The sequence below is a fragment of the Acinetobacter sp. FB genome, assembly GCF_056033405.1.
Genome location: NZ_CM148502.1, coordinates 1,321,470 through 1,341,865, shown reverse-complemented (window position 1 = coordinate 1,341,865; position 20,396 = coordinate 1,321,470). Strand labels below are relative to the sequence as shown.

The 20,396-nt window shown below is 39.9% G+C and carries 18 protein-coding genes; 14 read left to right on the top strand and 4 right to left on the bottom strand.

Annotation, left to right across the window (positions count from 1 at the left end):
* Window positions 1-46: 46 nt before the first annotated feature.
* Together AC0JIQ_RS06255 and AC0JIQ_RS06250 are read right to left on the bottom strand one after the other, a co-directional pair.
* Window positions 47-1,705, bottom strand: coding sequence for a bifunctional protein tyrosine phosphatase family protein/NAD(P)/FAD-dependent oxidoreductase (locus tag AC0JIQ_RS06255; protein ID WP_474202983.1), 1,659 nt, complete (start codon window positions 1,703-1,705; stop codon window positions 47-49).
* 10 nt (window positions 1,706-1,715) lie between these two features.
* A complete protein-coding gene (locus tag AC0JIQ_RS06250; protein WP_474202982.1) occupies window positions 1,716-2,399 on the bottom strand; it encodes an MBL fold metallo-hydrolase in 684 nt (227 codons plus the stop codon).
* Window positions 2,400-2,591: 192 nt separating this feature from the next.
* On the opposite strand from AC0JIQ_RS06250, the gene AC0JIQ_RS06245 reads away from it, so the two are divergent.
* Window positions 2,592-3,890 carry a sigma-54 interaction domain-containing protein gene (locus AC0JIQ_RS06245; RefSeq protein WP_474202981.1) on the top strand — a complete coding sequence of 433 codons (1,299 nt, stop codon included), beginning with the start codon at window positions 2,592-2,594 and terminating at the stop codon, window positions 3,888-3,890.
* 52 nt (window positions 3,891-3,942) lie between these two features.
* Here the strand turns inward: AC0JIQ_RS06245 and AC0JIQ_RS06240 are convergent, their stop codons facing one another.
* Window positions 3,943-6,408 (bottom strand): acyl-CoA dehydrogenase, encoded by a 2,466-nt coding sequence (locus AC0JIQ_RS06240; protein WP_474202980.1) that lies wholly within the window; start codon window positions 6,406-6,408, stop codon window positions 3,943-3,945.
* Between the two features lie 371 nt (window positions 6,409-6,779).
* Window positions 6,780-7,712, bottom strand: a complete 933-nt coding sequence (locus AC0JIQ_RS06235; protein WP_004662749.1) for a LysR family transcriptional regulator — start codon at window positions 7,710-7,712, stop codon at window positions 6,780-6,782.
* A 111-nt stretch (window positions 7,713-7,823) separates the two neighbouring features.
* Here AC0JIQ_RS06235 and AC0JIQ_RS06230 point away from each other — a divergent pair, with 111 nt between their 5' ends.
* From AC0JIQ_RS06230 to AC0JIQ_RS06170, 13 genes are all read left to right on the top strand, one after another.
* Window positions 7,824-8,939, top strand: a complete 1,116-nt coding sequence (locus tag AC0JIQ_RS06230) for a muconate/chloromuconate family cycloisomerase (protein ID WP_474202979.1) — start codon at window positions 7,824-7,826, stop codon at window positions 8,937-8,939.
* A 12-nt stretch (window positions 8,940-8,951) separates the two neighbouring features.
* A complete protein-coding gene (gene catC, locus AC0JIQ_RS06225; protein WP_474202978.1) occupies window positions 8,952-9,242 on the top strand; it encodes a muconolactone Delta-isomerase in 291 nt (96 codons plus the stop codon).
* Between the two features lie 144 nt (window positions 9,243-9,386).
* Entirely contained in the window at window positions 9,387-10,307 is a 921-nt protein-coding gene (gene catA / locus AC0JIQ_RS06220) for a catechol 1,2-dioxygenase (RefSeq protein ID WP_474202977.1), read from the top strand.
* Window positions 10,308-10,386: 79 nt separating this feature from the next.
* Complete coding sequence (benA, locus tag AC0JIQ_RS06215; RefSeq protein WP_474202976.1) at window positions 10,387-11,778, top strand: benzoate 1,2-dioxygenase large subunit; 1,392 nt, start codon at window positions 10,387-10,389, stop codon at window positions 11,776-11,778.
* On the top strand, window positions 11,775-12,278 hold the full coding sequence (gene benB, locus AC0JIQ_RS06210) for a benzoate 1,2-dioxygenase small subunit (RefSeq protein ID WP_474202975.1): 504 nt from the start codon (window positions 11,775-11,777) through the stop codon (window positions 12,276-12,278). The genes benA and benB overlap by 4 nt, the downstream gene beginning before the upstream one ends.
* A gap of 70 nt (window positions 12,279-12,348) precedes the next feature.
* On the top strand, window positions 12,349-13,365 hold the full coding sequence (gene benC / locus AC0JIQ_RS06205) for a benzoate 1,2-dioxygenase electron transfer component BenC (RefSeq protein WP_474202974.1): 1,017 nt from the start codon (window positions 12,349-12,351) through the stop codon (window positions 13,363-13,365).
* Between the two features lie 17 nt (window positions 13,366-13,382).
* The gene (benD, locus tag AC0JIQ_RS06200; protein WP_474202973.1) at window positions 13,383-14,168 is read left to right on the top strand and encodes a benzoate diol dehydrogenase BenD; all 786 of its coding nucleotides are present in this window, start codon (window positions 13,383-13,385) and stop codon (window positions 14,166-14,168) included.
* A 39-nt stretch (window positions 14,169-14,207) separates the two neighbouring features.
* Window positions 14,208-15,440 (top strand): benzoate/H(+) symporter BenE, encoded by a 1,233-nt coding sequence (benE, locus tag AC0JIQ_RS06195; RefSeq protein ID WP_474202972.1) that lies wholly within the window; start codon window positions 14,208-14,210, stop codon window positions 15,438-15,440.
* An 18-nt stretch (window positions 15,441-15,458) separates the two neighbouring features.
* On the top strand, window positions 15,459-16,145 hold the full coding sequence (locus tag AC0JIQ_RS06190; protein ID WP_474202971.1) for a 3-oxoacid CoA-transferase subunit A: 687 nt from the start codon (window positions 15,459-15,461) through the stop codon (window positions 16,143-16,145).
* Between the two features lie 11 nt (window positions 16,146-16,156).
* Complete coding sequence (locus AC0JIQ_RS06185) at window positions 16,157-16,816, top strand: 3-oxoacid CoA-transferase subunit B (protein ID WP_250749864.1); 660 nt, start codon at window positions 16,157-16,159, stop codon at window positions 16,814-16,816.
* 5 nt (window positions 16,817-16,821) lie between these two features.
* Window positions 16,822-18,048, top strand: coding sequence for a 3-oxoadipyl-CoA thiolase (gene pcaF, locus AC0JIQ_RS06180; RefSeq protein WP_474202970.1), 1,227 nt, complete (start codon window positions 16,822-16,824; stop codon window positions 18,046-18,048).
* A gap of 10 nt (window positions 18,049-18,058) precedes the next feature.
* Complete coding sequence (gene pcaD, locus AC0JIQ_RS06175; RefSeq protein ID WP_474202969.1) at window positions 18,059-18,832, top strand: 3-oxoadipate enol-lactonase; 774 nt, start codon at window positions 18,059-18,061, stop codon at window positions 18,830-18,832.
* Window positions 18,833-19,021: 189 nt separating this feature from the next.
* Window positions 19,022-20,386, top strand: coding sequence for an aromatic acid/H+ symport family MFS transporter (locus tag AC0JIQ_RS06170; protein ID WP_474202968.1), 1,365 nt, complete (start codon window positions 19,022-19,024; stop codon window positions 20,384-20,386).
* Window positions 20,387-20,396: the final 10 nt, after the last annotated feature.

Below are 20,396 nucleotides of genomic sequence, written 5' to 3'. Positions count from 1 at the left end.
AGCTCTGAATCAGGACTAAGTATTTGATTTATTTAAGCTGAATAAATTAAAGTTTTGGCTTCACCAGCCATTCACGACCTTTTAGCATTCCATCCCAATACATCGGCGGTAGAATTTGCTCTTTTAACAACCATGCAAGCTGTGAAGGTTTTTGCCCATCGAGCAACCACTTAGGGAAACTAGGTAACAGTTTTCCGCCATAACCAAATTCTGCCAACACAATCTTTCCACGCTCAACTGTGAGCGGACAAGATCCATAACCGTCATATTGCGCAAAATTCTGATTGCCTTTTAAATACTGCAATACATTCACTGCAACAATAGGTGCTTGCTTTCGTGCTGCTGCTGCCGTTTTCGCATTTGGTGTATTAGTGACATCACCTAAAGCAAAGATGTAAGGATACTTGCTATGCTGTAAGGTATGCTGATCGACGCTCACCCAGCCTGCAGTATCAACCAAGTTACTCGCTCGGATAAAATCAGGTGCTTGCTGCGGAGGAACAACATGAATCATGTCGAAATCAGTTTCAATCACTGAAGTATTTTCCCCTTCACTGACTTTAAACCAAGCTTGCTTTTGACTTCCATCGACTTTAATCAATTGATGATTAAAGCTTAAATTGGCATTGTAACGTTTAATATATTCCATCAAAGCGGGAACATAAGCTTGTACGCCAAATAACACCGCACCTGTATTATAAAAATCAATTTCAATATCTTTTAATACACCTTGTTTTTGCCAATAATCAGCTGACAAATACATTGCTTTTTGCGGAGCACCAGCACATTTAATTGGCATTGGTGGCTGTGTAAAAACAGCTTTACCCTGTTTCATATTACGGACCAAGTCCCACGTATAGGGCGCAAGATCATAACGATAGTTTGAAGTCACACCATTTTTACCTAGCGTTTCAACTAAACCCTCTATTCCATGCCAATTTAATTTTAAGCCCGGACAGACGACCAATACTTCATAATTAATCGGCTTACATCCCTCTAATAAAACTTGTTTATTATCAGGATCAAAAGCTGCAACAGCTGCCTTAATCCAATGAACTTGTTTAGGAATCAGACTCGCCATTGTTCTTACCGTTTTTTCAGGAGGGAATATCCCACCGCCCACCATCGTCCATCCCGGTTGGTAGTAATGAATTTCAGCAGGATCAATCACGGCAATATCTAAATTCGATTGACGAGATAACAAACTCGATGCTACTGAAATACCTGCCGCCCCCCCACCCACAATCACCACAGAAAAAGTCGGTATATTGTTTAACTGAGTTGGATTTTGCTTCAAAATTCGAGGGACTAAACCTTGTAAATCGTAGCCCAGTGATTTTGACTGCAACAACATCTGATCAATGGTAAGTTCAGCCACTTGAGACAGTGCCCATAACGTGATTGATCGAGTTCCAGAACGGCAAAATGCTAGTACAGGTTTTTGGGATTTTTGATAAAGTGACTTAAATTCAATTGCTTGTTCATCTGTCACCCGCCCACTTACAACAGGTAAATATTCCAATTGAATCCCATGGCGTATTGCAGCTTCTTGGATCTCAATGATATTTGGCTGGTCGACACCTTCACCATCAGGGCGATTACAAATAATCGTTTTGATTCCCTTCTCTGCAATTTCAACCAAATCAGATTGATTGATCTGCGCAGATACCCAAAATTCAGGGTTAACTTGTTTTAAGTCACTCACAATTTTCCCCTTATTTCCCACACGCTTTATTGGCAGGCAGGGCTATATCAATCTTTTTAGGATATGGAAGATCAAGATTTTTCATAATTTCTACAAAATCTTGTTTGCTACGTCCATGACCTAAACGAGAGTTCGATTCACGCTCATGCCCTACAGTTGAAGACAAACGACCTTTATAATCATGTCCTGGGTAAACGATCGTTTCGTCAGGTAAAGTGAATATCTGTTTATGGATACTGTCGTATAAGGTTTCAGCATTTCCTTCTTGGAAATCAGTACGACCACAACCATCTATCAGTAATGCATCGCCTGTAAACACCATATTGTCAATGACATAGCTTGTGCAAGCATTAGTATGACCGGGGGTATAACGTGCTTCTATTAAGAATTCACCAACCCGAATCGCACTGCGGTCAGTGATAAAAATATCGCCGCAATCTACACCCGAATTACGATGTAAAACTGTTTTACAGCCAAAACGTGCTCTGAGTAAATTTGCAGCCGTAACGTGATCTGCATGAACATGCGTATCTAAGCTGTAAACTAACTTGAGATTCAACTGATTCAGCATTTGTTCATAACTTTCTATTTCAGAAGCAACTGGATCAATCAGTACCGCTTCACGTGTTTGTTCAGATGCAACCAAATAAGTATAAGTTGAACTTTCTTTTTCAAAAAATTGATGGAATATCATTTCAATTTGTCTCGATATGTTTGGTTATATTCTTATTTTGCAAACTAAGTGCCAACTTTATGCAATAAAAATTATATTCAAATAAAACAATATATTAATTAATAATATTTAATTTTAAACAAAATCACCATTTCATTAATGTTGCATAATATGTTTCAATTGTTTCAAATGAAAAACATATGATGAAACATCATGCGCCAAGCGATTGATTTTTATACTCAAGCTGATTTAGAGAGCTTTTTGTTTAAATTGCAAACCCTAATGTTAGATAGTTCCCTTCTTATATTAGACCAATCTAAGCAGCGCTTTGTGTATGAATTGAACGATAAAAAAATCAATAATTCGTTATTTCAAACTTTAAAAAAAACAATACAACATCATGAGCTTGAAATCGGACGACATATGATTAGTGATGCAACTCAATCCATCGAGCTGTTTTGCCATCGTCATCCTATTAGAATTATCGATCAGCACTTTGAGGGAACCTTGTATTTATTACAATCCACTCAAGTGATACAGAAAATAAAACAAGATCAAAAGATCACAACTTTAGAGCAGACTTTTCATAGCCATTCGCCAGAAATGCAACGCATGTTTTCCATTATTCAACGTGTTGCAGTTACAGAGTTCCCAGTTCTAGTTCGCGGTGAATCTGGTAGTGGAAAAGAACTGGTTGCACAGGCTATCCATGATCATAGTCAGCGGAAAAATAACGTATTTATTGCAATTAACTGCGCAGCTTTAAATGCTAATATTCTGGAAAGTGAATTATTTGGTCATGTTAAGGGTGCTTTTACAGGGGCGATTCGAGAACATAAAGGCGTATTTGAACGTGCTGCTGGCGGAACACTTTTTTTAGATGAAATCGCTGAAATTCCATTAGAACTTCAAGCAAAATTATTAAGAGTTCTTGAGACTGGTGAATTTACACCTTTAGGTGGAGAAAAATCGATTAGAGCGAATGTCCGTATTATCACTGCTACTCATCGAGCGTTACGAGAAGAAGCTCGTCTTGGACGCTTCCGTCAAGATTTATTATATCGACTGCGTGTTATTCCAATTTTTGTTCCACCACTGCGTGATCGTAAGCAAGATATTCCATATATTGCAGATTATATTTTATCTGAACAACAAAATGTTTTTGGTACATCGACTAAATTATCTAATTCAGCATTACAAACCTTAATGCAATATGATTGGCCCGGAAATGTCCGTGAATTAAAAAATACGCTCCTTTACGCACTGACCATGGCAAACGAGAAGTCTGAAATAGATGTTTGCGATTTACCCGATGAAATTATTGATAAGCAACATATTCCGCCTTCAAACTCCATCATTGAAGACGAACCATTACTGATCTCGGATAAAATCAATAAAGAAACGATACGGAAAACATTAATTCAATACCAAAATGATCTTTCACTCGCAGCAAAAGCACTGAATATTAGTCGAACCACACTTTGGCGCTATCGTAAAAAATTTAATTTATAAAAGATAAAAAAGCGAGACTTGGATATCTCGCTTTTTTTATTGATCACCTTATCTAACTTTTCAAATGAGGGTTTTCAAGTGGCAAGTCATTTTCTAAATGTTCATCAAATATATCAGTCAGCATACTGTCGTAGCGTTTAGCGTTATATTTTAAAAGCTGTTCCGCTTCATTTGCAGTAATAAAACCCACTGCAACTGCATCTGTAATATGTTCCTCAAAAGTCAGCCCTTTAAACTGATCTTTCGATTCAGCTTTTTTAAACTTATCCCAAAGTGGCTGCAAGGTTAGCAACATTTGGAAGGTTGATTCCATGCGCCCCATCACATCTGTTTCATCGGTTGTGTAATAAACATGTTTTTTCAATTCCGCTCTAAAAGAATTCTCTTTTAGCAGTAATTGAGCAACTTCTTGTTTAAGTTCATCCGATGGCTTTGTGACTGGTCGACCAAATGGGAAACTGATTAATTTCACCAATGTAGCAGCAATTTTCACAGGGAAATTTTCATAGAATCCAAAGAATGCATCCTGAGCATTATAGAGAGCCTTTTTTAATGCTAATTCTGCATGTTTTTGATCCGAGTCAGTTCTTTGTCCATGCTCATAATAATTAAGAATCGCTGTTGCAATAAATAAATGTGCATGAATATCCGCTAAACGACCTGAAAGCATTTCCTTACGTTTTAAATCTCCAGCCAATATTCCCAATGCCATGTCTGCCGTCAAAGCAAAATCAGCACTCATCCGATTGATGATTGCATAATATGGTTTGGAGAAATCATCAGCTGCTGAGGACCCTTCTTTACTGCCCCCTGTGAGACCAAATGCAAGCGCTTTGGCAGCACGATTAAAAGTATAAGCAAGATGTTTGAATAACAAGGTATTGAATTTTTTTAGAGCACTCTCTTTATTGTCTGATTGCAATAATTGCAGTTCTTCAAATAAATACGGATGGCATCTCATGGAACCTTGACCGAAAATCATCAAAGAACGCGTAAGAATATTTGCCCCTTCTACCGTAATTGCAACAGGTATGGATTGATAAGTTAAAGCCAGAAAATTACGTGGTCCTAGCTGAATCGCACGTCCACCAACGACATCCATACCATGATTAATCACTTTTCTCATGGTTTCAGTCGCATAGTATTTTGCCATAGCTGTCATGACGGCTGGAGTCCCGCCCTGATTCAAACCACAAGTCACCATATATCTAAATGACTCAAGCATATAGGCATCACTGGCAATATCACTGGTTGCCTCTTGCACACCTTCAAAATGCCCAACTGACACTTTAAACTGTTGTCGAACGCTAGCAAATGCACCCACTAAAAGGTAGCTCATCTCACCCGCAGCAGTGGCTAATGCTGGTAAAGAAATACCACGACCAACCCCAAGGCATTCCATCAACATGCGCCAACCTTTACCTGCATTTTGTTGACCACCAATAATCCAGTCGATTGGAATAAAAATGTCTGTTCCTTCCACAGTTCCATTCATAAATGGCGCACCGGGATTATGGCGTGCACCTATTTTTATCCCTTCATGACTTGCAGGTATTAATGCACAGGTAATGCCATATTCACTTTTACTTTTGTCACCTAATAGACCATCTGGATCGTACAACTTAAATGCCAAACCAATTACCGTTGCAATCGGTGCAAGCGTAATCCATCTTTTAGAAAAATTCATTTTTAGACCAAGAACTTCTTGTCCTTGATAAGACCCATAACAGACTATACCTGTATCTGGAATCGCTCCCGCATCAGAACCAGCTTCTGGACTGGTTAAGCCAAAGCAAGGAATTTCTGTACCATTCGCTAAGCCGGGTAAATAACGTTGCTTCTGTGCAGTTGTACCGTAATGGAGTAATAGTTCACCGGGACCAAGCGAGTTGGGCACCATACAACTCACTGCCGCAGTCAATGAACGCGATGCTATCTTGCTCATAATGCGGCTTTGAGCAAATGCTGAAAATTCTTTTCCCCCAAATGATTTTGGAATGATTAGTCCTAAAAAACCTTTATCTTTAATAAACTGCCAAACTTCAGGAGGTAAATTTTTATCTTTGTGGTGAATTTTCCATTCATCAAGCATGGCGCAAAGTTGTTGAACTTCATTGTCTACAAAAGATTGTTCTTCTACAGAAAGTTTTGGATATGGATATTGATCGAACTTTTGCCAATCAGGCGCTCCCATAAATAATTCTTTTTCCCACCAACTTGTACCTGCTTCCAAAGCCTCTCTTTCTGTAATACTCATGCTAGGCATTGCTTTGGAAAGAATATTAAATGCAGGTTTAGCAATTAAAGCTTCACGTAATGGTGCAACAAGTAAAATAATACTCATTAAAATGATGGGAATACCAACCACTAAACTCCACGGTGTAATAAAAATCGCGCAGAGAATGGCGGTGGCGATAGCAACAATACTACCAATTGTTCGATTGAGTTCGAAATAAAATACAGCCCACAACACAACAAACTGAATCAACAAGCTAAGCAATATCAATATGAGAGTCATAGTTACTCCTTTGCCTTCAACTTGAACTGAGAAAAATGATTTATTTGAATTACTTCATGTTTGAACTTAGATGGAAATAAGTGAAAAAAGCGTGAATTTTTATTCTACAGATCGGATTGATATTTTTTAAATTCGCTACCAAACATTACACAACCGCATCAAGATAAAACCTTTGTTATTTTTATAAGTGACTCATCAATAAAATTTTTTAATTATGACTCAAAAAAATCCACCACATGAAATATCAAGATATTGATAAAAATAAGAAGAATTATTTTTAATCCTTCTTAATAAAAATATAATAATCAATTAAATAATATAGTTTTATCAATCTATTCAATCAGTTTAAATTCATGTTTATTTTCGAATGATTATCTCTCTTGAGCCCATTCAAAGACAGAGCGTTCGTATGCTATTCCTTCTAAATCATAAACCTGATAAATCGAATCAAAAAGTGATTGTAAATCTGCGCTATTATCCATTGCTCTAGCAGTAATAAAAATAGGAGTCACCGCGCCACTATCTAAAATAGGAATATACAATAAATGTGGAAAGCGAATCGTATCTGCACTCGCTGGAATAATACAAATTCCTTCTCCGGCTGCAACCAAACCTAATGCGAGTTGGATTTCACGTAATTCCCGAATATGTTTTGGCACTAAACTGTGCTCCGCAAAAATATTCATAAGCTGGGTCGAAAAATTTGGTTTTGGGGTATTTGGATAGACAAAAAGTTTTTCATCAACTAAATCTGCTAAATGAACGCCCTCGACCCTTTGAGCCAAAGGATGGCTTGAATGAGCAGCGACCACCAAATTTTCTTTGCGTAATAAAACACGTTTCACCGCAGGGTCACTAATTCTTAATCGACCAAATCCAACATCTATTCGTCCTTCCTTTAACGCTTGGATTTGTTCAGTGGTACTCAATTCTACTAATTGAATATTTAAGTGCGGATGTTGTTGGCGATAGAGATAAATGATTCTTGGTAATAAGCCAAATAGTAATGAACCGACAAAACCTATCGTTAAAGTTCTTTCGATTAGACCAATTCTTTTGGTCATACTTTTGACTTCTTCCGCATTAGACAAAAGTTTAAGTGCATGCTGATAAAGAAATTGTCCTGCGGTTGTGGTTTGCAGTGGTCGACTTCCTCTCTCAAAAAGTTGCACACCTAATTCATTTTCAAGGTTTTGGATTTGCCTACTCAATGGTGGTTGAGCAATGAAAAGCCTTTCCGCTGCTTTGGTGAAACTTTGTTCTTCTACCACTGCGACAAAATATCGTAGATATCTGAGTTCCATTCTTTATCTCCATACCTAATAGGTATAAAAAAATACATATTCAGTCTTAGACACAGTTTAATCATTCTTTTAAGGTATAGGAAGAACATAAAGAACCAGTGATGGTGTGAAATGTATAAATCTGTCGAAACAATATTAGTTGATATTCCAACCATTCGTCCACACAAGCTTTCCGTGACTACGATGCAGACTCAAACTTTAGTTTTGGTCAAAGTAACAGCAGAAAATGGTGTGGTTGGTTGGGGTGAAGCCACCACAATTGGTGGGCTTAACTATGGTGAAGAAAGTCCTGAAAGTGTAAAAGCAAATATCGATACTTATTTTGCACCCTTGTTACTTTCGATCAAAAAATCATTGAATGTGGCACAAACTTTAACGTTAATTCGCAAAAGTATTAATGGAAATCGATTTGCAAAATGTGCCATTCAAACAGCACTTCTTGATATTCAAGCAAAACAATTAAACCTCCCTTTAAGTGAAATTTTAGGTGGTCGTTTGCGTGATCGCTTGCCTGTACTTTGGACTTTAGCTTCTGGCGATACAGATAAAGATATTGCTGAAGCAAAGAAAATGATTGAGCTAAAACGCCACAATATTTTCAAGTTAAAAATTGGTTCTAATCCTCTACAACATGATGTTGATCATGTAATTGCCATTAAAAAGGCTTTAGGTACAGAGATCAGTATTCGTGTCGATGTAAATCGTGCATGGTCAGAATTGGAATGTATCCAAGGTATTCAACAGTTACAAGATGCTGGCATTGACTTAATTGAACAACCTTGTGCAATTGAGCAAACCAACGTTCTTGGACGTTTAACCCAACGATTTGATGTCGCGATTATGGCTGATGAAGCATTAACAGGTCCTGACAGTGCTTATCGTTTAGCACAACAACATGAGGCAGATGTGTTTGCCGTAAAAGTTGAACAGTCTGGCGGTCTGATTGAAGCGTGTGAAGTGGCAAAAATTGCAAAACTTGCAGGGATTGATCTTTATGGGGGCACGATGCTTGAGGGTCCGATTGGAACCATTGCCTCAGCACATGCGTTTAGCACCTTTGACAGCCTTGCGTTTGGAACAGAATTGTTTGGGCCATTGTTGCTCACTGAAGATATCTTAAAAACACCTTTGCAATATGAAAATTTTGAATTAGTGGTGCCAAATACTGCAGGTCTAGGCATCGATATTGATGAAGACAAAATCGAGCAGTTGCGTCGTAAGGCTTAAGGGAGAAAGCGCATGTTATTTCAAGTTCGTATGGATGTGCATCTTCCTGTGGAGATGCCTGCTGAACAAGCCAATCAGATTAAAGCGGTAGAAAAAGCGTATTCGCAAGATTTACAGCGTCAAGGCAAGTGGCGTCATATTTGGCGGATTACAGGTCAGTATTCAAACATCAGTATTTTTGATGTCGAAAGCAATGAAGAGCTGCACAAAATTTTACAAGGTCTTCCTTTATATCCCTACATGAATATTGAAGTGATGGCGTTGAATCGTCACCCATCATCGATTCGGGAAGATGATCATTAACGTATATGAATCTAATTGCTCTGAGGTTCTCAACACCCTCTCAGCGCTAGGCTAAAACAAGGAATGTAGCAAGGCAAAATCTCAATAAATAATTTGGTGATTCCCCCGCTACTAACGCTATAAGCATACTCAAGGAGAAATAGTATGAACCGTCAGGATATCGATACGCTAGTTAAACAAATGAATGTTGATACTGCAACTGCTGAAGTTGATCAACGCGTTCAAACGATTGTGGTTCGTTTATTAGGTGATTTATTTCAAGCGATTGAAGATTTAGATATCCAACCATCGGAAGTATGGAAAGGTCTCGAATATTTTACAGATGCAGGTCAAGCCAATGAATTAGGCTTACTTGCCGCAGGTTTGGGTTTAGAACATTATTTAGATTTACGTGCTGATGAAGCTGATGCCAAAGCAGATATTTCAGGCGGTACGCCTCGTACGATTGAAGGTCCACTTTATGTTGCAGGTGCACCTGAATCAGTTGGTTTTGCACGTATGGACGATGGTTCTGAATCAGACAAAATCGACACATTAATTATTGAAGGTACAGTCACTGATACTGATGGTAATGTGATTGAAGGTGCCAAGGTTGAAGTTTGGCATGCGAATAGTTTAGGCAACTACTCTTTCTTCGATAAGTCTCAATCCGATTTTAATTTACGTCGTACTATTTTGGCTGATGCTGAGGGCAAATACGTAGCGCTTACCACGATGCCTGTAGGTTATGGCTGTCCACCAGAAGGCACAACCCAATTTGTACTCAACAAATTAGGTCGTCATGGCAACCGCCCTTCTCATGTTCATTATTTTGTATCTGCACCAGGTTTCCGCAAATTAACAACTCAATTCAACATTGAGGGTGATCAATATTTATGGGATGACTTTGCTTTTGCGACACGTGATGGCTTAGTGGCAACCGCGATTGATGTATCTGATCAAGCTGAAATTCAAGGTCGTGGTCTGGATAAACCCTTTAAACATATCACGTTCAATATCGAACTCGTGAAAGACGCTGCCACAGCACCTTCAACAGAAGTAGATCGTCGTCGCGCTAGCGCATAACTCAGCTTAATAGGAACTGAGTTAGCAATAGAAACTTGTTAGCTCAGGACTTCCTTGCTTGGAAAGTCGGAGAACGGACATGCCACGAATTCCTGTAATTAATACGAGCCATCTTGATCGAATTGATGAATTACTTGTAGATAACGAAGAAACGGGCGAATACAAGCTGCATCGTTCAGTATTTACTGATCAAGCCTTGTTTGATCTTGAGATGAAATACATCTTTGAAGGTAACTGGGTCTACCTAGCCCACGAAAGTCAAATTCCAAAAAATAATGATTTTTACACCACCTATATTGGTCGTCAGCCAATCATTATCGCGCGTAACCGTAACGGTGAATTAAATGCAATGATCAATGCATGTTCTCATCGTGGTGCACAACTTTGTAGACATAAACGCGGTAATAAAGCGACTTATACGTGCCCTTTCCATGGTTGGACATTTAACAACTCAGGTAAATTGCTTAAAGTAAAAGATCCAAGCGATGCTGGATATTCTGATTGTTTTAACCAAGATGGTTCACATGACTTAAAAAAAGTTGCAAAGTTTGAAAACTATAAGGGTTTCTTATTTGGCAGCTTAAACCCAGATGTTCCATCTTTAGAAGAATTCTTGGGTGAAACAAGCAAGATTATTGACATGATTGTTGGTCAGTCAGAACAAGGTTTAGAAGTTTTACGTGGTTCTTCAAGCTACACCTATGAAGGAAACTGGAAGCTCACCGCTGAAAATGGTGCGGATGGCTATCACGTATCAGCCGTTCACTGGAACTATGCTGCAACGACTCAACACCGTAAAGAAGCTCAGGCAGGCGATAATATTCGTGCAATGAGTGCAGGCTCTTGGGGTAAACAAGGTGGTGGATCATATGGTTTTGAACATGGTCATATGTTGCTATGGACTCAATGGGCAAACCCAGAAGATCGGCCGAATTTTCCTAAAGCAGAAGAATATACCGAGAAATTCGGGGCTGCGATGTCTAAATGGATGATCGAACGCTCACGAAATCTATGCCTATACCCTAACGTTTATTTGATGGATCAATTTGGCTCTCAAATTCGAGTACTCCGTCCACTGGGTGTAAATAAAACTGAAGTCACTATTTACTGCATCGCACCTGTTGGCGAATCTGCTGAAGCTCGTGCTCGCCGTATCCGTCAATATGAAGATTTCTTTAATGCTTCTGGAATGGCGACACCTGATGATTTGGAAGAGTTCCGCGCATGCCAAGCTGGTTATGCAGGCTTAGAGCTGGAATGGAATGACATGTGTCGTGGTTCAAAACATTGGATCCATGGACCCGATGAAGCAGCAAATGAAATTGCTCTAAAACCAAAACTGAGTGGCATTAAAACTGAAGATGAGGGCTTATATCTTGCTCAACATCAATACTGGTTGGCCTCTATGAAAAATGCAATTGCGATCGAAAAACGATTGGCAGCAGCTCAATTTCAGGGGGAAGCAGTATGAATACCGCAGCAGAAAAAGTGACCTTAGAAAATATCATTCAATTCCTATATCAAGAAGCTCGTTTTCTCGATGATGAACAGTGGGACGATTGGCTGAATTGTTATGCAGCAGAAGCATCTTTTTGGATGCCTGCATGGGATGACGACGACAAACTCACCGAAGATCCTCAGTCTGAAATTTCATTAATTTACTACCCAGACCGCCAAGGATTGGAAGATCGCGTATTCCGTATCAAAACCGAACGTTCGTCAGCAACAATGCCAGATACACGGACCAGCCACAACATCTGCAATATTGAAATTGTGGAACGTAATGGCGAAACAGTCACCGTACGTTTTAACTGGAATACCTTAAGCTTCCGCTACAAAACCAACTATAGCTACTTTGGTATGTCTCGCTATGTTATTGATTTTTCAGGTGAGCAACCAAAAATTCTCAGTAAATATGTGGTGTTAAAGAACGATTATATCAATCAAGTTATTGATATTTATCATCTATAACTAGCCTCCCAGCCAAATGGATTTTTTGGTTGGGTTAGCCAGATCAAAATTTTTAAATAGGATGATTGCCATGTCTAACCATAATGTAGCACTTCAATTTGAAGATGGTGTAACGCGATTTATTACTGTCGCACAAGATGAAACTTTATCTGATGCTGCCTACCGCCAGAAGATTAATATTCCTTTGGATTGCCGAGATGGTGCATGTGGTACATGTCGAGCATTCTGTGAATCTGGTCGTTATGACATGCCAGAAGAAACATATATAGAAGATGCTTTAACTCCTGAAGAAGCTGAACAAGGCTACATACTTGCTTGCCAATGCCGCCCAAAATCAGATGGTGTATTCAAAATTCAAGCTTCTTCTGATGTTTGCAAAACAGAAATTCATCAGTTCCAAGGTACTTTATCACGTGTCGAAAATCTGTCTGACTCCACAATTACCTTTGATATTCAACTTGATGATGGACAGCCTGAGATTCATTTCCTTGCAGGTCAATACGTCAATGTAGGAATTCCAAATACGACTGAAACACGCTCTTATTCTTTTAGTTCAAAACCAGGCAACCGTTTAACGGGTTTCGTTGTTCGTAATGTACCGAATGGACAGATGAGTGAGTTCCTCAGTAAAAATGCAAAAGCGGGCGACAAAATGAGTTTTACTGGCCCATTTGGCAGTTTCTATCTGCGTCATGTGACTCGCCCAGTATTAATGCTCGCAGGTGGAACTGGTATTGCCCCATTTATGTCAATGCTTCAAATCCTTGAAGAAAAGGGTTCAGAGCACCCTATTCGTTTAGTTTTCGGTGTAACCAATGACTTTGATTTAGTCGCTATTGAAAAGTTAGAAGAACTTCAAAATAAATACTCGTGGTTTGAGTATCGTACTGTCGTCGCAAACGCAGACAGTCAACATGAACGTAAAGGTTATGTCACAGGTCATATTGAAAATGACTGGTTGAATCATGGTGATGTCGACATTTACTTATGTGGCCCAGTACCAATGGTTGAAGCTGTTCGTGGTTGGTTGGATCAAGAAGGCATTAAACCTGCCAATTTCTTATTTGAAAAATTCTCAGCGAATTAATTAAATTGGAGGTGAGCATGATTTTTCCAGATAGATTCAAAGACAAAATAGTGATTGTTACAGGTGCAGCACAAGGAATCGGTCGCGGTGTTGCACTTCGAATTGCTGCTGAAAATGGACAAGTGATTTTAGCTGATCGTTCAGATTTGGTGGATGAAGTTGCCCATGAAATTATGCGTTCGGATGGCGTGGCGATCACAGTCAAAACAGATTTGGAAACTTTTATTGGCGCCCAGACCGTTGTAAATCAAGCAATTGAGCATTTCGGTCGTGTTGATGTTCTGATTAACAATGTCGGTGGCGCAATTTGGATGAAGCCATATGATACTTTTAGTGAAGAAGAAATCATTAAAGAAATCAATCGCTCATTGTTTCCAACTTTATGGTGTTGCCGTGCTGTATTGCCCGAAATGTTGAAGGAAAAAAGCGGTGTCATCGTAAATGTCTCTTCTATTGCGACACGTGGTATCAACCGAATTCCTTATTCAGCAGCAAAAGGTGGTGTCAATGCGCTTACTGCATCCCTTGCATTTGAGCACGCGAAAGATGGAATTCGTGTAAACGCGATTGCAACTGGTGGAACAGATGCTCCACCACGTAAAGTGCCTCGTAATTCAACTCCACTTACCGAAGATGAAAAAGTTTGGATGCAACAGGTTGTAGATCAAACCAAAGAACGAAGTCTGATGGGACGTTATGGCACGATTGATGAACAAGTCAACGCGATTGTTTTTCTTGCATCAGAAGAATCGTCTTATATGACTGGAAGTGTTATTGCAGTGGGTGGTGGTGATCAGGGCTAATTCTGATCTAAACAGCACGAAATCTTGCAAGGAGGCACTATGACAACCCTGTTGAAGAATTTAAAGGATGATTGGTCTATTTCATCAACGATCGCTGGATTTCTTGCTGTCTTAATTTCTTATTCAGGCCCTCTCATCATTTTTTTTCAGGCTGCCCAAAAAGCCAATATCTCAGCCTCAATGATGATCTCATGGATTTGGGGAATTTCGATTGGGGCAGCAGTTGCAGGCATCTATCTTTCGATTCGTTATAAAACACCTGTTATTACAGCTTGGTCTGCACCCGGTACAGCCCTTCTCGTGACATTATTCCCTAATATCAGTTTGAATGAGGTTGTTGCTGCTTATATTACCACCGCGATCATTATTTTTATTGTAGGGGTTACAGGCTATTTCGATAAATTGCTGAAATGGATTCCTCAAGGGATCGCCGCAGGCATGATGGCAGGAATTTTATTTCAGTTTGGCTTAGGGTTGTTTGTTGCCACAAATACCATGCCCCTCATCGTATTCAGTATGTTGATTTGCTATTTATTAGCAAAACGATATTCGCCACGTTACACCATGCTTTGGGTATTGCTATGTGGTGTTTCACTCAGTTTGTTCTTGGGAAAAATGAATCCCGTTGAAATGCAGTTTAGTTTTGCTATTCCTCATTTCATTTATCCAGAATGGACTTGGCACTCTACATTAAACTTGGCTTTACCTTTAATTCTCGTAAGTTTAACAGGGCAATTCTTGCCAGGTATGGCTATTATGAAATTAAGTGGTTATGACACTACCGCTAAACCGATTATTACAGCTTCAAGTATTGCCTCACTTGCAGTCGCTTGTGTAGGTGGAATTACGATTGTACTTGCTGCAATTACCGCCGCTTTATGTATGGGTAAAGACGCCCATGAACTCCAAGAGAAGCGTTATATCGCAGGTGTTGCCAACGGTATTTTCTATATTTTAGGTGGCTTATTTGCTGGCAGTATTGTCATGCTCTTTAGCCTTCTTCCCAAAGAACTCATCGCAGCTTTAGCTGGATTAGCTCTGCTTGGGGCTATTGGTACAAATGTCATGATTGCGATGAAAGATGATCATCAGCGCGATGCAGCATTAATCACATTTCTTGCAACGGTTTCAGGAATGCAATTCCTCGGACTTAGCTCAGTTTTTTGGGGCATCTGTATCGGTGTTATCGCTCAGATTCTTTTAAATCCTCATGCCCACCCAAATACTGTAATGACCCAGTCATCTTCTAAAAAACAGATCAGCAAGACTTGATTGTAGGATGAATTTATTATGATCGACAAATCACAAGCTTCACTGGTTGAAGCGCTCTCCCAAATCCAAAATGGCTCCACCATCATGATTGGTGGCTTCGGAACCGCAGGACAACCCGCAGAACTCATCGATGGTCTGATTGAACTCGGGGTTAAAGACCTTGTCATCGTCAATAATAATGCAGGTAATGGTGACTATGGTCTTGCCAAACTCCTAAAAACAGGTGCAGTCCGTAAAATCATTTGTTCTTTCCCTCGTCAGTCAGATTCATGGGTGTTCGATGAACTCTACCATGCAGGCAAAATCGAATTAGAACTCGTCCCACAAGGCAATCTCGCTTGCCGTATCCAAGCCGCAGGTATGGGCTTAGGTGCTGTATTTACACCGACTGGCTTTGGAACATTATTGGCAGAAGGCAAAGAAACCCGTCATATCGAGGGTAAAGACTACGTTCTTGAATATCCAATCAAAGCTGACTTTGCCTTGATCAAAGCCTACAAAGGCGATCGTTGGGGCAATTTAGTTTTTAATAAATCGGCACGTAACTTTGGACCGATCATGGCCATGGCTGCAGATGTCACCATCGCTCAAGTCTCTGAAGTAGTTGAACTCGGTCAGCTTGATCCTGAACACATTATTACCCCAGGGATTTTTGTCCAGCATGTGGTTGCTGTTAAAGCAACATCACCTGTCGCTGCGCAATAAGGAGAATAACAATGAGCTATCAAAAACTCAGCCGTGACCAAATTGCAGAACGTGTTGCACAAGATATTCCTGATGGTGCCTATGTCAATTTAGGTATTGGCTTACCAACTAAAATTTCAAATTATTTACCAGCCGATAAAGATGTCTTTCTGCATTCTGAAAATGGTTTGTTGGCGTTTGGTCCTCCACCGGCCAAAGGTGAAGAAGATCCTGAGCTTATTAATGCAGGTAAAGAGTATGTGACCATGCTCACAGGTGGAAGCTTTTTCCATCATGGGGATTCCTTTGCCATGATGCGCGGTGGTCATTTAGATATTGCGGTACTCGGTGCATTCCAAGTCGCAGCCAACGGTGATCTTGCCAATTGGCATACAGGTGCAGCCGATGCAATTCCTGCTGTGGGTGGTGCAATGGACTTAGCTGTAGGTGCAAAGAAAGTCTTTATCACGACCGATCATGTCACCAAACAAGGCGAACCGAAGATTGTTGAAGCACTATCTTATCCTGCAACGGGTCTGAAATGTGTCGATCGTATCTATACCGATCTGTGTGTGATTGATGTGACCACAGAAGGTTTAAAAGTGATTGAGAAAGTGGATGGTCTGAGCTTTGAGGAGCTACAAGCGTTGACGGGTGCTCAATTGATTGATGCGACACAGGCTAAAGGATAAGCGACATGACCACGAGTTTAAAAAATGCATACATCATTGATGCGATTCGTACACCTTTTGGACGTTATGCAGGTGGTTTAGCCGCTGTCCGTGCAGATGATCTCGGTGCTGTTCCGATTCAAGCTTTAATGCAACGAAATCCAACTGTGGATTGGCAACAAGTGGATGATGTGATCTATGGTTGTGCCAATCAAGCGGGTGAAGACAATCGTAATGTCGGTCGTATGTCAGCTCTACTCGCAGGTTTGCCATATCAAGTCCCTGCAACTACAGTAAACCGTCTTTGTGGTTCATCTCTAGATGCAATTGCGATGGCCGCACGTGCGATTAAAGCAGGTGAAGCAAATCTGATTATTGCCGGTGGTGTCGAGAGTATGAGCCGTGCACCATATGTGATGGGTAAATCAGATAGTACTTTTGGGCGTAGTCAAAAAATTGAAGACACCACCATGGGTTGGCGTTTTATCAATCCAAAACTGAAAGAAATCTATGGTGTAGACACCATGCCGCAGACTGCGGAGAACGTGGCAGAACAATTTAATATCAATCGTATTGATCAAGACAAGTTTGCCTTGGTGAGCCAACAACGTACAGCAGCAGCGCAAGCCAAAGGCTTTTTTAAACAAGAAATCGTTGCTGTCAGCATTCCACAACGTAAAGGTGATCCGATCGTTGTAGATACGGATGAACATCCACGTGCATCCACCACGATTGAAGCATTAACGAAACTCAAAGGTGTGGTGAAAGCAGAAGGTACCGTTACTGCGGGTAATGCTTCAGGTATTAACGATGGTGCAGCAGCACTATTGATTGCCTCAGATGAGGCAGTTGCTCAATATCAACTTAAGCCTCGTGCCAAAATCATTGCAGCCACTACGGTGGGTGTTGAACCCCGCATTATGGGTTTTGCCCCTGCACCTGCAATCAAAAAGTTACTCAAACAAGCCAATCTGACATTAGAACAGATGGATGTGATTGAGTTGAACGAAGCCTTTGCAGCTCAAGCGTTAGCAGTGACTCGTGATTTAGGGTTAGCGGATGATGATGTTCGTATCAATCCGAATGGTGGTGCGATCGCTTTAGGTCATCCACTCGGTGCATCGGGTGCGAGATTAGTGACGACGGCTTTGAATCAACTTGAACAGATTCAAGGGCAATATGCGTTGTGTTCGATGTGTATCGGTGTGGGACAAGGCATCGCTCTCATTATTCAACGCGTGGAGCAAGATTAAGGAATACGATATGCCAATTTTTCAATCAAAAGATGTGAATATTAATTATCAAACATTTGGTGATCCAAATTCCCCTGCTCTAGTGTTCTCAAATTCCCTTGGAACAAACTACGGCATGTGGCAAAAGCAATTTAATTATTTTAAAGATCGCTTTTTTGTTATCTGCTATGACACTCGGGGTCACGGTTCATCATCTACGCCAACTGGTTCTTACACTTTGCACCAGTTAGGTGAAGATGTAATTGCATTACTTGATCATTTGAAAATTGAAAAAGTTACCTTCTGTGGAATCTCGATGGGTGGACTAACTGGACAATGGTTAGCGATTCATTATCCATCGCGTTTTAGTCATGTCATTATTGCCAATAGCGCAGCGAAGATTGGACAGGAACAAGCATGGCAAGATCGTGCCGAACTGGTACGTAAGCAAGGTTTAGAACCAATTGCTGCAACCGCAGCATCTCGTTGGTTTACCGATCCCTTTATCCAAAGTCATCCTTCAGTTGTCAGCCATCTATGTAACGACTTAAGTGCTGGCAGTGCACTGGGCTATGCCAATTGTTGTGAGGCTTTGGCTAAAGCGGATCTTCGTGATGAACTAAAACAAATCACGATACCTGTTTTAATTATTGCAGGAATTCATGATCCTGTGACCACAGTTACAGATGCTGAATGGATGTTGCAACACATACCAAATGCTCAGTTGGTTGAAATTAATGCTTCGCATATTTCAAACGTTGAAGCACCTGTTGAGTTTAATCAGCATATAAATCAATTTATTTAATATACCTATTGTTATAAAAAAGCAGAGTATTTTTATACTCTGCTTTTTGTCGTCTAAAATTTAGATAGAAAATAATAAATTCAATACCTTAAAGACATAAAGATATATCAATTTAGTTTTTGACTGAATCTCCATAACAAAATAGTTTAAACATTAATAAAACAAAGCTTCACAAATTGGAGGTGAAGGATGTATATGGAAAAAGTAAATATCAATGAAACAATTGATAATGCCAAATTTAGTTTATTTCATTGGAAGGTTTTATTTTGGTGCTTACTAATTATTATTTTCGACGGCTATGATTTGGTTATTTACGGTGTTGCATTACCATTATTAATGCAGCAATGGTCATTAACGGCTGTTCAAGCAGGATTATTAGCAAGTGCTGCCCTATTTGGAATGATGTTTGGTGCAATGATATTCGGCACATTATCAGATCGTTTAGGAAGAAAGAAAACCATCATGATCTGTGTCACTTTATTTAGTGGTTTTACATTTCTAGGAGCTTTTGCAACCAATCCCGTTGAATTTGCAATTTTAAGATTCATAGCAGGATTAGGTATAGGTGGCGTAATGCCAAACGTTGTTGCATTAATGACGGAATATGCACCTAAAAAAATTCGAAGTACTTTAGTCGCAATTATGTTTAGTGGCTATGCTATTGGCGGTATGACTTCAGCATTATTAGGTGCTTGGTTAGTCAAAGATATGGGATGGCAAATCATGTTCCTGATTGCAGGGATTCCATTGTTAATGTTGCCTATCATTTGGAAATTCCTACCTGAGTCATTGGCATTTCTGATCAAATCTGGAAAGGAAGAACAAGCTAAACAGATCATCAATAAGCTGCTACCTACACGAGACATTCATCAAAATACTCAATTGGTTTTCAATGAAAATATTCATCATGAAGCACCAGCAAAAGCCCTTTTCAAAGATGGTCGTGCATTTAGTACATTCATGTTTTGGATCGCTTTCTTTATGTGCCTATTAATGGTGTACGCATTGGGAAGTTGGTTACCTAAATTGATGTTGCAAGCAGGATATTCTTTAGGCGCAAGTATGCTGTTCTTATTTGCATTGAACATTGGCGGTATGGTTGGTGCAATTGGAGGCGGTGCTTTAGCAGATCGATTCCATTTAAAACCCGTCATTACCTCAATGTTTGTAATTGGAGCTGCTGCCTTAATACTATTAGGATTTAATAGCCCTCAAATTGTTCTCTATAGCCTAATTGCTTTAGCAGGTGCAGCAACGATTGGTTCTCAAATCCTTCTTTATACTTTCGTCGCACAATTTTATCCAACTACTGTTCGCTCAACAGGTATGGGGTGGGCATCAGGTATCGGTCGTATAGGTGCAATCATTGGTCCTGTACTTACAGGCGCATTGCTCACTTTTGAACTACCTCATCAAATGAACTTCTTAGCTATTGCGATTCCTGGTGTGATTGCTGCATTCGCGATCTTCCTCGTAAATCTTAAAGTCGCGGTCAATGTACCTGAAAGTTCAAAATCAACCCTTCAAACACAAGCTTCAGTCAATCAGCAATAAGCAAAACTGC